Annotated in this window: 15 protein-coding genes; 4 read left to right on the top strand and 11 right to left on the bottom strand. The window is 36.5% G+C overall.

What is annotated here, in order from left to right; translation table 11 throughout:
* Positions 1–3: 3 nt before the first annotated feature.
* From D7004_RS03200 to D7004_RS03150, 11 genes are all read right to left on the bottom strand, one after another.
* Complete coding sequence (locus tag D7004_RS03200; RefSeq protein WP_123204430.1) at positions 4–783, bottom strand: 2Fe-2S iron-sulfur cluster-binding protein; 780 nt, start codon at positions 781–783, stop codon at positions 4–6.
* Between the two features lie 111 nt (positions 784–894).
* Positions 895–1,800 (bottom strand): bifunctional molybdenum cofactor biosynthesis protein MoaC/MoaB, encoded by a 906-nt coding sequence (gene moaCB / locus D7004_RS03195; RefSeq protein WP_123204429.1) that lies wholly within the window; start codon positions 1,798–1,800, stop codon positions 895–897.
* A 1-nt stretch (position 1,801) separates the two neighbouring features.
* Complete coding sequence (locus tag D7004_RS03190) at positions 1,802–2,245, bottom strand: molybdenum cofactor biosynthesis protein MoaE (RefSeq protein WP_123204428.1); 444 nt, start codon at positions 2,243–2,245, stop codon at positions 1,802–1,804.
* Positions 2,242–3,357, bottom strand: coding sequence for a HesA/MoeB/ThiF family protein (locus D7004_RS03185; RefSeq protein ID WP_244214230.1), 1,116 nt, complete (start codon positions 3,355–3,357; stop codon positions 2,242–2,244). The genes D7004_RS03190 and D7004_RS03185 overlap by 4 nt, the downstream gene beginning before the upstream one ends.
* A gap of 6 nt (positions 3,358–3,363) precedes the next feature.
* Complete coding sequence (locus D7004_RS03180) at positions 3,364–3,597, bottom strand: MoaD/ThiS family protein (RefSeq protein WP_123204426.1); 234 nt, start codon at positions 3,595–3,597, stop codon at positions 3,364–3,366.
* 4 nt (positions 3,598–3,601) lie between these two features.
* Positions 3,602–4,099 carry a molybdopterin-binding protein gene (locus tag D7004_RS03175; protein WP_123204580.1) on the bottom strand — a complete coding sequence of 166 codons (498 nt, stop codon included), beginning with the start codon at positions 4,097–4,099 and terminating at the stop codon, positions 3,602–3,604.
* A 1-nt stretch (position 4,100) separates the two neighbouring features.
* Positions 4,101–4,841 (bottom strand): sulfite exporter TauE/SafE family protein, encoded by a 741-nt coding sequence (locus D7004_RS03170; RefSeq protein WP_123204425.1) that lies wholly within the window; start codon positions 4,839–4,841, stop codon positions 4,101–4,103.
* A gap of 8 nt (positions 4,842–4,849) precedes the next feature.
* Positions 4,850–6,028: a molybdopterin molybdotransferase MoeA gene (locus tag D7004_RS03165; RefSeq protein WP_123204424.1), complete on the bottom strand. Its 1,179-nt coding sequence runs from the start codon at positions 6,026–6,028 to the stop codon at positions 4,850–4,852.
* Positions 6,029–6,032: 4 nt separating this feature from the next.
* Positions 6,033–7,013, bottom strand: coding sequence for a GTP 3',8-cyclase MoaA (gene moaA, locus D7004_RS03160; RefSeq protein WP_123204423.1), 981 nt, complete (start codon positions 7,011–7,013; stop codon positions 6,033–6,035).
* Positions 7,010–7,600, bottom strand: coding sequence for a nucleotidyltransferase family protein (locus D7004_RS03155; RefSeq protein WP_123204422.1), 591 nt, complete (start codon positions 7,598–7,600; stop codon positions 7,010–7,012). The genes moaA and D7004_RS03155 overlap by 4 nt, the downstream gene beginning before the upstream one ends.
* Positions 7,600–8,709 carry an XdhC family protein gene (locus tag D7004_RS03150; RefSeq protein ID WP_123204421.1) on the bottom strand — a complete coding sequence of 370 codons (1,110 nt, stop codon included), beginning with the start codon at positions 8,707–8,709 and terminating at the stop codon, positions 7,600–7,602. Before D7004_RS03150 ends, D7004_RS03155 begins: the two co-directional genes overlap by 1 nt.
* Before the next feature lie 177 nt (positions 8,710–8,886).
* Here D7004_RS03150 and D7004_RS03145 point away from each other — a divergent pair, with 177 nt between their 5' ends.
* The 4 genes from D7004_RS03145 to D7004_RS03130 all read left to right on the top strand — a co-directional run bounded on the left by D7004_RS03145 (position 8,887) and on the right by D7004_RS03130 (position 15,690).
* Positions 8,887–9,480: an RNA polymerase sigma factor gene (locus D7004_RS03145; protein ID WP_167459386.1), complete on the top strand. Its 594-nt coding sequence runs from the start codon at positions 8,887–8,889 to the stop codon at positions 9,478–9,480.
* An 86-nt stretch (positions 9,481–9,566) separates the two neighbouring features.
* A complete protein-coding gene (locus D7004_RS03140; RefSeq protein WP_123204419.1) occupies positions 9,567–10,715 on the top strand; it encodes a FecR family protein in 1,149 nt (382 codons plus the stop codon).
* Between the two features lie 280 nt (positions 10,716–10,995).
* The gene (locus D7004_RS03135) at positions 10,996–14,289 is read left to right on the top strand and encodes a SusC/RagA family TonB-linked outer membrane protein (protein WP_167459385.1); all 3,294 of its coding nucleotides are present in this window, start codon (positions 10,996–10,998) and stop codon (positions 14,287–14,289) included.
* A 12-nt stretch (positions 14,290–14,301) separates the two neighbouring features.
* A complete protein-coding gene (locus tag D7004_RS03130; protein ID WP_123204417.1) occupies positions 14,302–15,690 on the top strand; it encodes a RagB/SusD family nutrient uptake outer membrane protein in 1,389 nt (462 codons plus the stop codon).
* Positions 15,691–15,715: the final 25 nt, after the last annotated feature.

Genomic DNA, 15,715 nt, shown 5'->3' with positions numbered 1-15,715 from the left:
AATTTAACCTGCAAAAAGCCAGTTTTGTTCAACATCTTTTCCAGTTTGAGCTTCATTTATTGCAGCTACAATATTTGGATATGCACCACAACGGCAAATGTTGCCAGACATTCTTTCGGCTATTTCATCATCAGAAAGCAGAATGGAAGATTTATTTGCTCGAATATCTTGAGTAATGTAGCTTGCCTGACCATCCTTTGCTTCTTTCATCAAGGCAACCGCCGAACAGATTTGCCCCGGAGTGCAAAAACCACATTGAAAACCATCATGTTTTAAAAATGCAGCTTGCATTGGATTTAACTCGTTGTCTTTGGCTAAGCCTTCAATAGTTATTACTGATTTTCCTTCGCATGTTGCGGCAAGTGTAAGGCAGGAAAGTACGCGGTTTCCGTCAACAATAACGGTACAAGCACCACACTGACCGTGGTCACAACCTTTTTTAGAACCAGTTAGGCCTAATCTTTCTCTCAAAGTATCAAGTAGTGTGCTTCTTGAATCGATTAGAACTTTCTTGCTGCTAGCATTTACTTTGAAATTTACGGTTACACCATTTTCAATAGCAACTTCAGGTAAATCTTCAATTTCCATATCAATGGCTCGGGCGAAAAGTTGCTCGGCACCAATCAGGTGACTTGCCAGTAACCCTGCCGAAGCCAAGCCTACCAATTTCATAAAATGCCTTCTATTTAGTCCCGAATGTACAATTGCTGCTAATTCTTCGGGCATAAGGTCGCCGAAAAGTTTTATTTCCTCTTCTGTGAGTTGAGTTTTATTCTGATTCATGCTTCTGTTCTGATGGTTATCGTAATTTGCTAAAGAATTGATTAGCAGATATACTTTGGAAGAACAGCGAAGGCGAACTAAGGTTTTATGGAATCAGAAATATTACAGAATTTAATGCCTTTCGCCTTTTATTACTTTAAAAACATGTAAAACCTGAGGGAAAAGTGCATCCATACTTTCTTGTGCACCTTTAACGGAGCCTGGAAATGTTAGTACCAAAGTATTGCCAATTAATCCACCAACACTTCTCGATAACATGGCATAAGGCATCCGTTCTTGTCCGTATCGCCTTGCGGTTTCCATAATACCATCTATCGGTTTTTCTATCAATGGAGCAATAGCATCGCTGGTAACATCTCGTGGAGATAATCCTGTTCCGCCCGTAAAAATTAGCAGATCAACTTTTTGTGCCAGCGTTTTAACTTTCGACTGAATGATATCGAAATCATCAGCAATTACTTCGTGAACTTCAGTATTAATACCAAAAGCATCGAGTTTTGATACAATTACCTTACCCGATTTATCGGTTCCATTTCCGGCTGATATGGTGTCTGAGCAAACAATTACTGCTGCTTTTAAATCAACATAATCTAATTTATTAAAGTCTGTTTTGCCTCCCGATTTCTTAAGCAATTTAATAGATTCGATTTCCACACCTTTATCTATTGGTTTTAGCATATCGTATATGGTTAATGCCGTAACCGAGGCGCCATGCATGGCTTCAACTTCTACACCAGTTTTGTAAATGGTGTGCACCTCAACAGAAATTATGATGGATAAGTCTTTAATATCGTAAGTTATTGCTGTAAATTCTACAGGTAATGGATGGCAATCAGGTATAACGTCACTTGTTTTTTTAACGCCCAATAAACCTGCCGCACGAGCAAATTCAAACACATCTCCTTTAGGTACTTTGCGTTGTTCTACTGCTTCAATGGTTTCTTTTTTTGAAACTTTTACGGTGGCCGTTGCAATGGCAATGCGGAGCGTGTTCGATTTATAAGTGATGTTAACCATGTTATTTATTTTCTTTCCATTGATGTGTTCCGTCTTCAAAAATTTCTTTGCCCCAAATTGGAAGTTCTGCTTTTAATCGTTCTACAATTTCCTCACAAGCAGCAATTGCCGGTTTTCTATGTGCCGATGAAGTAAATACGAAAAGACAAATTTCACCCACCTTTATAGTGCCTAAAGATTGGTAAACATGCATGCAGGTTAAAGGATATTTATTGAATATTGCTTCTCTAATTTCATGCATTTGTGCTAATGCAGTTTCTTGGTATGCGGTATAGTCGATTGCTGATACTACTTTCCCGTCAATATCATCGGCCCTTACCTGACCTAAGAAAATGCTATGGCCACCAATTTCTTTTTTAGAACTGTGTTTTGCAATGCTATCTGCAATAAAGCTGGTACTTATCGCACCTTCAACAAAAATATTTTTAATTTTTTTATCTGTCATTTTTGGGATGTAAAAAAGTGCTTCCAACGAGCAATTCCGCCTTTGAGGCTGTAAATGTTTTTAGCGGTTCCGTATTTCTCGTGAAGTTGTTCTGCGGCTGCTAAACTTCTTATGCCGTGCTGGCAAATTAATACAATATTGGTTTGTACGAGATTTTCGTTCACCAGCTTTTCAAAATTCGACATTGGAAACTGTTTATAGTTTTCCTGATTTAACTGCGGTATTTCGTAAACCTCACGAACATCAATGAGTATGGTATCGTTTTCTTTATTTATGTTTTGAAGTTCATCAATGTCTATTTCTATCACGCGGTAAGTTTCTTTATTTTTTGAAAACCCAAATTTCGCATTTAAAAATGAGGTTTCATCTTTCGGAATTTCATAGCTATTTACCGAACCAGGAGAAAGTTCAATTTCATAGAAAGATTGCTGTAATAAGTTATAATTTAATAACTTGTTTATCAACGGCTTACCGATTCCTGTTAAAAGTTTTATGGCTTCGGCTGCTTGCATGGTTCCAATTATGCCTGGTAAAACACCAATCACCCCATTTTCTGAACAATTTGGAATTTCGCCACTTGCCGGTGGAATTGGAAAAATATCACGATAGTTTGTAATAATTCCATTTTCATCAAATATGTTAAAAATTGCCAGCTGACCCTCATAAGCGGAAACTGCAGCAAATATCAAGGGCTTTTTTAACAAAACACAAGCATCATTTATTAGATACCTGGTTTCAAAATTATCTGTACCGTCGATAATTACATCGTATTCTTTTAAAATGTTTAGAATATTAATTTGAGTGATAAAAAATGGATAAGGCTTAAGTGAAACCTCAGGATTTAATGCAGTAAGATTTTCAGTAGCAACATCGATTTTTAATTTCCCGATATCATTTGTTGTAAATAATAACTGCCGATGTAGATTACTTAATGATACCACATCACCATCGATAAGACCCAATGTGCCAACACCAGCGGCCGCAAGATATTGTAGCGCCGGGCAACCCAAACCGCCAACACCAATCACTAAAACCTTTGCATTAGCAATTTTATCCTGACCCATTGAACCGAAACCATTTAAAATAACTTGTCTGCTGTATCTCTCGTTCATCAAATTTTATCCTCCAGAAAACGGTGGCATAATTGCAACAACATCACCCGGTAAAAGTTCGATGTTCTTTTGTACAATTTGTTTGTTTAAGGCTAATTTATATTTAATTTCTTTAAGCTGGGGATATGTTTTTTCCAGTTGCTGTTTTAAACCATCTGTATCAAAAATCTCATCGGTATCCAAACGATTAATGGTAATAAATTCGGCAATTTTGCCAAAGCTTAAAATATTGATTTCCATATTGTTAATTTACCTGAAGTATAGAAATTTTGTTTAACCCTTTTACAAATCTTCTTCCAGTTGCATAATCTGTAGGTGAAATTGAGGCAATATTACCTTTTTCAATTTTTGAAGGATTGACATCGAACGATGTTAATACAAAGATATGTTTACCTAAATCGGTGTTGAAAATTTCATTCCATGAAAACACAACCTTATAGCCATCTGTTGCAGTACAAACAATATAATATTCACTCAGCTTTTTAGGAGATTCGGATAGTATTTCTACCTTGGATAAGACATCCTTTAACAGAACCCCGTTAATGTTTTGTATAACGCTTTTGCGTTGCATTAAGTGATTAAAAACCACCATGCTATCCAACTTTACAGATTTAAAATCCTTAAGCGCTCCTAAATCTAAACTCAAAGTATTTTTGATTTTACCATCAATAGTAAATTGTTTGCTTTCTTGTGCATATGATTTGGAAGCAAAAAGTAAAATAATGATGGTTAAATATTTCATTTTAAGCATAAGTAAAAAGAAGTTTATAAGCAGCAAGTGCCAAAACACATGCTAACACATTTTTTAAAATTGTTTGTGGAAATTTTAAAGCTCCAAAGTATGCGCCACATAAGCCACCCGCAAATGCAACAACAACGTATGCAATCATATCCGTGTTAAAAGTGATGCCTTTAACCAACTGGCCGCCAAGCCCGGCTACCGAATTTACGAAAATAAATGCCGCACTTATGGCTGCTGTTTGCTTTTGGTCTGTCCATTTTAAGAGCAACAGAATAGGTGATAGAATGATGCCGCCACCAATACCAATCATGCCTGAAAGTAAGCCGATAATACCACCGATAATTAGTGATAGTGCAAAATTTGCAGGTTTAAAATCTTTAGATTCTGTATTTTTAAAAAAGAAGAAACGGGCTACAGGTATCAATAGCAAGGCGCCAAGTATTTTTTTGTAAATGTTGCTATCTATTGCCATAGTGCCGCCAACAAAAGAAAGTGGTACAGAAGTTAAAGCAAAGGGCCAAAATATTTTCCATTTAAAGTGGCCACCACGGTAAAACTGAATGAACGAAACTGAAGAAACAAACAGATTAAGTAGGAGTGCAGTTGGTTTCATAATTAACGGCGAAATGGCAAAAATTGCCATTAAAGCCAGATAACCACTCGCGCCACCATGCCCAACAGAAGAATATAAGAACGCAACGATAAATAAAAGTCCGAAAAATAGTAAAAGTTCTGCCTGCATTATCTACGCTATTCTGGTATTAATAAAACGTTAACCACACCACCCTTTGCAAAATGTTCTTCTCCTTCATCTAAAATAATCAGGCAGTTTGCTTGCGCAAAGGAACTTAATCTATACGAATCTTGAGCACCAAGAGCAGTTGCTTTTCCATCATTATAATTTCCTTTTAAAAAATGTGTTAATCCGATGGGTTTTTTATAATCATTTAACAATTCTGCCTTAATTTTTTTCACTGGATTTTGCTTGCCCGAGAACAAAGATATGGCCGGCAAAACGTAGTTGTAAAAGCAGCTTAAAACGGATGATGGATTACCAGGCAAACCAAATATCAGTTTCTGATTTAGCTTTCCGAAAAACAATGGTTTGCCGGGTTTCTGCTTAACTTTATGAAAAATCTGTTCGATGTTGCATAATTTGGAAGCCTCCAAAACGAAATCATAATCGCCAACACTAACACCACCGGTTAAAATAATAATATCGCTTTGCGATAATGCTTTCTGAATAACCCGAGTTAAAATTTCTAAATCATCATCAGCTTCAAGTACCGATACATTTGTTATTCCAAATTGATTTAAAGCAGCGGTTAGGGAGTAGGAATTCGATTCATAAACTTGGCCAAACAATAAAGGGAAACCAGGTTTGGTAAGTTCCTTTCCGGTAAGAATTATTGAAACTTTTGGTAAAGGATAAATTAAAACTTCGGTAATCCCTATACCTGCTAAAAAACCAATTGCTGCGGCAGTTAGGTAGTTTCCCTTCTGCATGGCAAGCGCACCAATTTCTATTTCCGAACCTTCATTTCTTGTATTTAAACCCAAAGAAAGATTGTTATCTTGAATGATGAGTTTACCATTTTCTAGGGATATTTTTTCTTGCATTACCACTGTATCGGCTCCATGTGGCAAAGGTGCTCCCGTAAAAGTCCGACTGGCTTGTCCTGTTGTAATTGCAAGATTTTGCGAGGTTCCGGCTGCCATTTCACCAACCAAATTAAGATGCAAATCTTTATCAGAAAATTTTATGGCATAACCATCCATTGAGGATTGTTTAAAAGCAGGAATATTGCAAATGGCATAAACATCGGCAGCTAAAACGTGCTGATGTGACGCAGAAATGTGCTGAATAATCGGTGAACATTTTAATGTATGCTCAACAATTAATTGTTTTGCTTCTTGTACCGTTATCATCAATTTAGCCGCCAATGGTAATCATACTTCTATTGGTAAGTGTATCTGCATCAAGGTTTTCGAAATGTTTACCTAACTGACCGCCAAGTTCTTTTTCTTTTGCCCATATTGATGCTTTAATTAAAGGTAAAATTTCGTTTCCGGCACGATATGCAGTTAATAAATCAGTTTCACCAACAGAGAATAAACAGTTTTTTAATTTGCCATCCGCAGTTAACCGCATTCTATTACAAGTGCTGCAAAATGGGGCTGTCATGGTGCTAATAATCGCAAACGAACCTTCATGTCCGGGAATCATAAATCCTTTTGCCGTATCATTTGGAGCAGATTTAACCGGCAAAACTATAAAATCCTGTTCTACGGTTTTGAGTATTTCCTCTAGCGAAAACATTTTATTGCTTGTCCATTTATTACCTGTAAAAGGCATAAATTCTATAAACCTGATTTGAATAGGATTGTGCTTTGTCCAGTTGATGAAGTCTTTTATTTCGCCATCGTTTAAACCTTTCATCACAACCATATTAACCTTTACCGTAATTTTATGTTGAAGCAATAATTCGATATTACTTCTCACCTGGTGGAAAACATCCCGCCTGGTTATCATAAAAAACTTTTCGGGTTGGAGCGTATCTAAACTGATATTAACTGTCTTAATTCCAGCTTCTAACAAAACCGGTAGCATTTCTGAAATACGTGTGCCATTGGTCGTAATTACCAATTCTACAGGTAATTTTCCAAGACCTAAAATAATTTCTGCAGCGTCTTTTCTTACCAAAGGTTCGCCACCTGTAAGTCTGATTTTTTTAACTCCTTGCTCTACAAATGTTTTAGCAATTGCTAAAATTTCGTTGGGTTGCATTAATCGCGATGCAGGCGTAAAATCATAATCTTCTTCTGGCATACAATAAAAGCAGCGGAAATTGCAATTATCTGTTAACGATATGCGCAAATAATCATGCACTCTTCCAAACGAATCTGCTATCATTTATAATTTATTAAATTGTTGTAGTCACTTTCTGTATCAATATCAATGCTGCCCAATTCAAAAGGAACCGAAGCAGTATCAACAATATTTTGTTTTATTAATTCTTTGGCTCCAACCGAGCCTTGCAAATTAATCAATTTATCGAAGTACTTTTTATTGAACAACGTTGGTGTACCTGTTGTTTTCGAATAAGAAGAGGTAACAATACTTTTATTTTCGGTTTGGTGCTTTTCTAATAGCGCTGTAAATACATTTGCAGTTATATGCGCCTGGTCGGCTACGGTTATAATTGCATTTTCTGTCTCAGGGAAATCGTTTAAAACTTTATTTATCCCAACGGCAATGCTTGATGACATACCACTTTCCCATTGTTCATTTATAACATAAACAACCTTCGGATGATTGTGCAATGCTTTAATCTCATTAGCGTAAGCACCGAGAACGACTATAACAGGATGAAATTGAGTATTCATGGCAGCGTCTGTAACTATTTGCAACAATGTTTGCTCTTTGTATTTTAAAAGTTGTTTTGGTTTACCCAATCTGCTCGAATTTCCGGCTGCTAAAATGATAATTGCGGTATTCATTAATCGTTTTTTACTTCGTAGAAATGAATAGGGTTTTTCTTTTCTTTTAGCATCATTGCCGATGCACCTGTGAAAACAGTTTTAATTTCGGCAACAATAGAAACTGCAATTTCTTCCGGAGTTTCTGCACCGATATCTAAACCAATTGGTCCGTACACCCTCGATAAACTTTCGTTTTGTTTTAATTCATCCAACATTCTAACCAATTTCTTTTTCGGACCTAAGGTGCCGATGTAAGTTGCCTCTGTTTTTAATAAAATCTCAAGCAATTCGAGATCGTAGTTGTAATTGTGTGTCATCAACACGAAAGCAGTTTGCTCATCAATTGCCACCTGCGTTAATATTTGGTTTGGTTTTGCTATCAAAGTGTTTTTCGCATTTGGAAACCTTTGTGGTGTGCAATGCGTTTGCCTTCCATCAACAACTAAAACTTCCCAACCCAAAATGTTGGCCATTTCTGCTAAGGGTTGTGCATCGTTGCCGGCACCAGCAATAACAAGTTGTATGGGCGGCGGAATAAACTCTAATAAAGCATCAAATTCTACTCCGTTAACGGTATATGTTTCAATTCGTGAAAGTTTAAGTTTTAATACATCAAAGGCATCATTTTTAACAGCGCCAGCGATTTCTTCATCAAGTTTTTCTATAAAACTTTTTTCCCTGAACAACATTACAGAACCTGGCTGATGTTTATCGTTCATCGAAAAAAGTGTAGCAATAACACAGTTTTCGCGATTGGAGTTTGCCGATTTTAATAACTCGATTGGATTAAGCGCATCATCGGCAAAAATGGGTTCGAACAGGATGTGTACAATGCCATTACAACCCAATTGCACACCAAATTTTGCATCATCTTCATCGGTTGTATCGTAGGTAACAAGTTTATTTTCGCCCTGATGAATTGCAGATAGCGCTTTTCTAAGTGCATCACCTTCCAGGCAACCACCGCTTATTGCACCGGTTAACATCCCGTCTTCGGTTACCAACATTCTTGCTCCTGGTCTGCGGTAAGATGAACCTTCAACGTTTACAACAGTTGCCAATGCAGATTTTTTACCGCTCGAAATCGCTTTTTTATAGGCGTTTAGAATATCAACAATTTCTTTCATAGGGAATTTATTTTGCCTGAAAACCTGGTTTGAGATGTTCAGCCTAATCAAAGATAACAGACTGATGGCTTTTATGTGTGGGTGAAGGAAATAAATTACTTGCAAATGCTAATTCCTGCACTAAATTTCAATAGGCAATATTACCATTTAGTAATTATATTCGTATGCTTACAAATTATGGTTTCTATAACCCATTTATCGGATAAAGAATTGCTCCAGCTTCTTCAAACAGGAGATGAAGCAGCTTTTTCTGAAATTTTTAACCGTTACTGGGAAAGATTGAGTTCTTATTCTATCGGATTGACAAAATCTGAAGAAGAATCAGCTGATATTGTTCAGGAAATTTTTATTTCGTTATGGAATCGCCGAGAACATCTTTCGATAAATGGAAGTTTAGGGCCTTATTTAATTAAAAGTGCTAAAAATTTATCGCTAAGATACATTCAAAGAAATGTTCATTCAACAGAATTTGTCGAAAAACTTGCCGAGTTTATAGCAGATAATTCGCAAGATATTGAAGAAAACATCTCATTAAAAGAATTGCAAATAGAAATTGATAATGCGATAGCCAAAATTCCAAAAAAAATGCTGGCAATTTATTTATTAAGTAGAGATGAGCAATTATCTTACCGTGAGATTTCAGAAAAACTTTCAATTTCTGAAGGAACAGTAAAAAAACAAATCAGTAATGCTTTAAAAATTATCAGCACATCTTTAAAAGGCAAAATTTCTGTGGTCACTTATGCATTATTGCTGCAATTTTTAAAATAAGTTAAATTATTTTAAAATAAATCTACCACCAAATACATCTTTTTGGAACATCATAGTATAAAACGCCTTCAACACGTTGATTACCTATGAAAAAGGAGCAAGCCAAAGAATTATTGTCCAGATATCTCAATGAAAATGTTAGTCCGAAAGAACAACATTTGGTAGATGCATTTATCGAAGAGCAACTTCTAACTCATACCTGGGAAGCAACTGAAGATGAAAAATTAGCATTTGCTCAGAAACTCAGAAATCGTTTAAGCACTCAAATTCATCAGCACGATGGTCGGAATAATACAATATCTAAAAATAAGCCTAAGTTCAGAAGGCTTTGGTATTTTTCTGCCGCTGCGACAATCGCCGTTTTAATGCTTACAACAATCTATTTCTTCTCTTTAAGAACTCAATCGATAGCTGAACGATACGCAAATGATATTCCTCCCGGGAAAAACAAAGCAATTTTAACCTTAAGCAATGGGCAAAAAATAGATTTAAACAATAGCGGTAATGGCGAATTGGCAAAATTAAACGGGATTAGTATTAAGAAAGCAGCCGATGGATTGTTGGTATTTTCTGTTTTAAATGCTGAACCAAAACGTAAAATAAATTTTAATACAATCGAAACTCCGTTTGGCGGACAGTATCAAATAAACTTACCCGATGGAACAAAAGTTTGGTTGAATTCGGGTACAAAATTAACTTTTCCAGACCGCTTTGCCGATGCAAAAAGAAAAGTTGAACTTTCTGGAGAAGCTTATTTTGAAGTTGCGAAAGATAAAACTCACCCATTTTTGGTAAGTAGCAATGCACAACAAGTTGAAGTTTTAGGAACGCATTTTAATGTAAATAGTTATAGCAATGAACCCCTAGTAAGAACTACTTTATTAGAAGGTTCAGTAAAAGTTTCCAACTCCGTTTCCGAAAAAATTATCGTACCGGGCGAACAGATTACCTTGAAAGGCAATCGTTTTGATGTAAAACAAATCGATCCATCATCGGCAATTGATTGGAAAAACGGTGAGTTTAGATTTAAAGCCGAAGGATTAGAAAGTATCCTGCGTAAGCTATCAAGATGGTACCAGGTAGAATTTGTTGTAGAAAAAGGTGTTGATAAACTCCCTGCGTTTTCAGGTTCGGTGTCACGTTTTGATCAGATTTCGGTTGTGCTTAAAATGCTAGAAGAAACCGGCGACATAAAATTCTACATCAATGGCAAAACCATAACCGTAAAACCATAACATTTTTGGACTAACCATCCCGAATTATCAAATAATATCAACTAAATCAAACCAAACATGAAGAAAAAACTACAACAGCAGCGTTAAGGAAAACAGGTTTAAAAGAAAAAAACCATGAAAGTGTTACCAGCACATCCATGGATAAATATCTGAGTTAACCCTATAAAAACGAATTCTTAGGTCCATTTACGCATTAACCCAAACAAACAAAAATATGAATTTTAATCCTTTTCATCAAGGAAGGCATTCCTCGTGCCTGCCAAAAAAAATCTTTTTAATTATGAAACTCACCGTTATGATTATGATGACCATTATCATACATGCTAGTGCCAGCAGTTTCGCCCAAAAACTAACTTTTTCAGGCAAAAATGTTACGGTTGATAATCTATTTAAAGCAATTGAACAACAAACTCAGTATAGGGTATTGTACGCAACCAATATTTTAAATGATGATGCAAAAATTACGGTAAATTTTAAAGCTACACCACTAGAACAGGTATTAAAAACTCTATTAAAAGATAAGTCACTTACCTATACCATCGAACAAAATACCATCCTAATTAAAAAAGAAGAGCCTTCATTTTTAGATAAAATTACATCCGTATTTTCCGCTTCGCGATTTAATGGAAGGGTGGTTGATGAAAACAACAATCCATTGGTTGGTGCAACTGTAGCAGTTAAAGGAAGTAAGAAATATGCTATAACTGGTTCAACGGGTAGTTTTGTGCTCGATTTGGAGGCTAATGATGTTTTGGTAATTTCATACATTGGATATGAAACTAAAGAACTCAAAATTACCCAGGGCATACTGCAAAGTGGAGTAGCGAGTTTATTAGATATTAAACTTAATATGTCTGCTTCCTCGTTAGATCAGGTTCAGGTAATTGGCTACGGAACAACCACAAAACGAAATAATACAGGTGCTGTAAGTTCTATTACAGCTGCGGAAATCGGTAAGCAAACCATCGAAAATCCATTGTTAGCTTTACAAGGAAGAATCTCTGGTGTTCAAATTACGCAAGATAATGGCTTACCAGGTGCCGGTGTCAGAATGAACATTCGTGGTGCTTATACAGGTCTTTCTGGTGCTGGTTTTATTCCATTGTATGTAATTGATGGTGTACCATTTACTTTATTTAACGGTACTCAGCCTGCTTCTGACAACCTGAATTCGAATAGCTTTTCGGCTGCTAATGGAGCAGTAAGCCCTTTTAGTGTTATTGCACCAGAAGATATAGAGCGTATTGATATTTTAAAAGACGCAGATGCAACTGCAATTTATGGTTCACGTGGTTCGAATGGTGTGGTATTAATTACCACTAAAAAAGGCAGTAAAGGCAAAACTAGCTACAACTTTAATTTAAATACAGGCGTATCTGATGTGGCCAATTATATACCGATGATGAATACGCAAGAATATCTGGCTACCCGGAGAGCGGCTTTTGCAAGGTCGGGCGTTACACCAACTACTGCAAATGCATTGGATTTGGTAAGCTGGGACCAAAATGCATATACAGATTGGCAGAAATATTTTATCGGTAATACCGCACATACAACCAATTTAACCGGCTCGGTTTCGGGTGGAAACGCACAGAATTCATTTCTGTTTTCATCAACTTATCGCAAGCAAGGAACCATTTATGGAAACGACTTTGGAGCTACAACATTCTCTAGCAGGTTAAATGCCGGGCACAAAAGTTTAGATGGTAAATTCAGCATCGATGCTTCTGTAAATTATGCCTACATGAAAAACTTATTGCCCAATACAGATTTAAGTACGATTTATGCTTTAGCGCCAAACTACCCGCTGTATAATGCAAACGGAACCGTAAACTGGACATCAACCAGTCCACTATCATATAACCCAAAGCAAACAGATTCAGAAACTACAAATCTGTTTTCCAACCTAAACCTTTCCTACAAAGTTTTGGAGAATTTAACGCTTAGAGCAAATTTAGGTTACACCACAACACGGTTAAAACAGCAACAAATAAATCCTGCGAGTTCACAAAATCCTGCCACCTCACAGGTGAGTACATTGCGCTACGCAGATAATAACAACGATAATTATATAATCGAACCACAAGCCGTTTACAATGTAAAACTTGGTGAAGGAAATTTAGAAGCTTTGCTTGGAACAACTTTTCAAAAAACTAATGCAACAGGCATTTCTTTGTTAGGCACCGGTTACAATAACGAAGGATTGCTGTACTCATTAACCGGCGCATCGGCCGTTACAACTTCTGCAAATGCAAGCAGTATTTATAAGTACAATGCTTTTTTTGGTCGCCTGAATTACAATTGGAAAGGCAAATATATTGTTGATGGAACCTTTAGAAGAGATGGTTCATCTCGTTTTGGCGACAATAACAAGTTTGGTAATTTTGGTGCTGTTGGTGCCTCATGGATATTTACGCAGGAAGATTTCATGAAAGATTTATCGTTTTTAAGCTTCGGTAAATTAAGGGCAAGTTATGGTGTAACAGGTAACGACCAAATCCCGAACTATCAATATCTAGGTTTGTATGCTACTTCGGGTTCAAGTTCTAATTATGATGGTTCTACTGCCATTATACCTTCAAACATCCAAAACCCGGATTTAAAATGGGAAACTAATAAAAAATTGGATATCGCATTAGAGCTTGGCTTTTTTAACGATAGGATTTTCTTAAAAGCAGATTATTTCCGCAACCGCGTTTCTGATTTGCTAAACACCATTACAATTGCATCGCAAACGGGAAGCACTGGTTATACCGCAAATCTGGATGCTACCGTACAAAATAAGGGTTTTGAGTTTGAGTTAAATACTATAAATGTTGCTAATGGCGATTTTAGGTGGACAACCAATATCAACTTAACCATAATGAGAAATAAGCTTTTGGAGTTTGATAACCTGGCTAACACTTTTTATGCAAGTACTTATGTCGTAGGTGAACCAACCGATATCAGGAGGTTTTATAATTATACTGGCGTAAATCCGGCTACAGGATTACCAACTTATAAAGATTTAAATGGTGACGGCGTTATCAGTTTCGCCGGCGATAGATATATTGGGTATTACGGTCATCCATATTTTGGTGGGATAAACAACAGCATTAGCTATAAAGGTTTATCTCTTGATTTTATGTTTCAATATAATCACCGTTACGGGATTTTAAATTCTACGTTAAGTTCTAGTCCTGCTGGCATAAATTACAGCAATTTAAGTACAGCATTGCTTGATAGATGGGGAGCAGTAGGCGATACCGCACTTTTCCCGGCTGCATCAACAGTGAACGATCCATCTTATGGCAATTTAACATCATCAGATGTGAATTGGGGTGATGCATCTTACCTGAAATTAAAAACCGTAAGCTTAAATTATGCCTTACCAAAATCGGTTATCAGCAAACTAAAATTATCCAATTTAACAGTATATGTGCAGGGGCAAAACCTGTACACGTGGGCTAAACAAAAATATACTTACGATCCTGAATCTACCGTTCCGGGCACTGGCTCGGCATTGGGTACAGGTCAGTATATCGCAGCGCCACAAGTGCGTACAATTGTTTTTGGTTTAAACTGTTCATTTTAATTCATCAAAATCATGAAAATAAATTATATATTTTTTAAAAGGATTATGCTACTTTCTTTAGTTGCTTTATCCTTTACTTGTTGTAAGAAATTTGTTGAAGCTGATTTGGCAACAAACCTAATTTCGCGGGAAAATGCTTTTGCTACAGATGCTTCCGCAACGAGTGCTACACTTTCATTGTATTCTTACTATCCTACCGTTAATTCGCTTCAATATGTTAGCTGGCTTGGCGGCCTTTCGGCAGATGAGTTGCAAAATACAACCTCCAATTCTGAATTGATTCAGTTTTCTCAAAATACAATCCCCTCAAACACTTCAGTATCCTCATCTTACCTATGGGATTATCCGTATCAGGTGATTAGAGAATGTAATTTGATTATTGATGGCGTAAATAAATCTTCAGGCGTTTCTGCCAATGCCAAAAATCAATTAACTGGTGAGGCTAAATTTTTTCGGGCATTGATGTATTTCAATATGGTGAATTATTTTGGAGGTGTGCCAATCAGTTCGGATGTTGTAGAATTAAATAATGCTTTTAAACCAAGAGCATCTGTTACAGAAACCTATGCGCAAATTTTAGCTGATTTAAAAGATGCTCAAAACCTTTTGCCAACCAACTATGTAGGTACAGCGGCATTAAAAGTTAGGGCAAATAAATGGGCAGCAACAGCCTTATTGGCAAAGGTTTACTTATATAACAAAGATTATGTTAATGCTGAAGTAGAGGCAACGAAGGTAATTGGTTCTGGTACGTACAGTATGGCAACAGTTGCAAATACTTTCATAAATACGAGTCCGGAAACCATTTTACAACTCTCTACGCTTTTTGGCACTTCTAGTTTTACAACATATCGTACCACAAGCTCGGCGAATAATGTAGCGCCGCCACAATATGTATTGTATAATAATTTTACGAAGGATTTTGAATTAAATGATGGTCGCAAAGCCAGTTGGGTAGATTCTACAACCTTTAATGCCGTAAAATACTACAGAATTAATAAATATAAAGTTCAAACGGCAACGGCTGCTACGTTGGGTAATGAATATACTGTACTTTTTCGCCTAGGAGAGATGTATTTGATAAGAGCAGAAGCCAGAGCGCAACAAACTAATGTAACAGGCTCACAAAGTGATTTAAACGTCATTCGAACCAGGGCCGGATTGGCGAATACAAATGCTACAACACCAGCAACACTGCTTAGTGCAATTGCCAAAGAAAGAAAGCTAGAGTTGTTTGGAGAATTTGCAAACCGATGGTTCGATTTGAAAAGAACTGGTACTGCTGATGCGGTTTTAGGGCCACTAAAATCTACTTATAAAACAACTGCGCAATTGTATCCAATACCATTAGCTCAAATCGTTTTGAACAATAATTTAACCCAAAACCCCGGCTATAATTAAGCCTGTAACTTTATAAACCAACAAA

This window comes from Pedobacter jejuensis, assembly GCF_003725795.1.
Taxonomy (GTDB): Bacteria; Bacteroidota; Bacteroidia; order Sphingobacteriales; family Sphingobacteriaceae; genus Pedobacter; species Pedobacter jejuensis.
Note: the sequence above shows the minus strand (reverse complement) of the source record. Positions and strands in the feature narration are given on the sequence as shown.

Excerpts from the sequence above, each read along its gene's own strand:
- D7004_RS03200 (WP_123204430.1), bottom strand. The coding sequence starts at position 783 with ATGAATCAGAATAAAACTCAACTCACAGAAGAGGAAATAAAACTTTTC.
- moaCB (WP_123204429.1), bottom strand. The coding sequence starts at position 1,800 with ATGGTTAACATCACTTATAAATCGAACACGCTCCGCATTGCCATTGCA.
- D7004_RS03190 (WP_123204428.1), bottom strand. The coding sequence starts at position 2,245 with ATGACAGATAAAAAAATTAAAAATATTTTTGTTGAAGGTGCGATAAGT.
- D7004_RS03185 (WP_244214230.1), bottom strand. The coding sequence starts at position 3,357 with ATGAACGAGAGATACAGCAGACAAGTTATTTTAAATGGTTTCGGTTCA.
- D7004_RS03180 (WP_123204426.1), bottom strand. The coding sequence starts at position 3,597 with ATGGAAATCAATATTTTAAGCTTTGGCAAAATTGCCGAATTTATTACC.
- D7004_RS03175 (WP_123204580.1), bottom strand. The coding sequence starts at position 4,099 with ATGAAATATTTAACCATCATTATTTTACTTTTTGCTTCCAAATCATAT.
- D7004_RS03170 (WP_123204425.1), bottom strand. The coding sequence starts at position 4,841 with ATGCAGGCAGAACTTTTACTATTTTTCGGACTTTTATTTATCGTTGCG.
- D7004_RS03165 (WP_123204424.1), bottom strand. The coding sequence starts at position 6,028 with ATGATAACGGTACAAGAAGCAAAACAATTAATTGTTGAGCATACATTA.
- moaA (WP_123204423.1), bottom strand. The coding sequence starts at position 7,013 with ATGATAGCAGATTCGTTTGGAAGAGTGCATGATTATTTGCGCATATCG.
- D7004_RS03155 (WP_123204422.1), bottom strand. The coding sequence starts at position 7,600 with ATGAATACCGCAATTATCATTTTAGCAGCCGGAAATTCGAGCAGATTG.
- D7004_RS03150 (WP_123204421.1), bottom strand. The coding sequence starts at position 8,709 with ATGAAAGAAATTGTTGATATTCTAAACGCCTATAAAAAAGCGATTTCG.
- D7004_RS03145 (WP_167459386.1), top strand. The coding sequence starts at position 8,887 with ATGGTTTCTATAACCCATTTATCGGATAAAGAATTGCTCCAGCTTCTT.
- D7004_RS03140 (WP_123204419.1), top strand. The coding sequence starts at position 9,567 with ATGAAAAAGGAGCAAGCCAAAGAATTATTGTCCAGATATCTCAATGAA.
- D7004_RS03135 (WP_167459385.1), top strand. The coding sequence starts at position 10,996 with ATGAAACTCACCGTTATGATTATGATGACCATTATCATACATGCTAGT.
- D7004_RS03130 (WP_123204417.1), top strand. The coding sequence starts at position 14,302 with ATGAAAATAAATTATATATTTTTTAAAAGGATTATGCTACTTTCTTTA.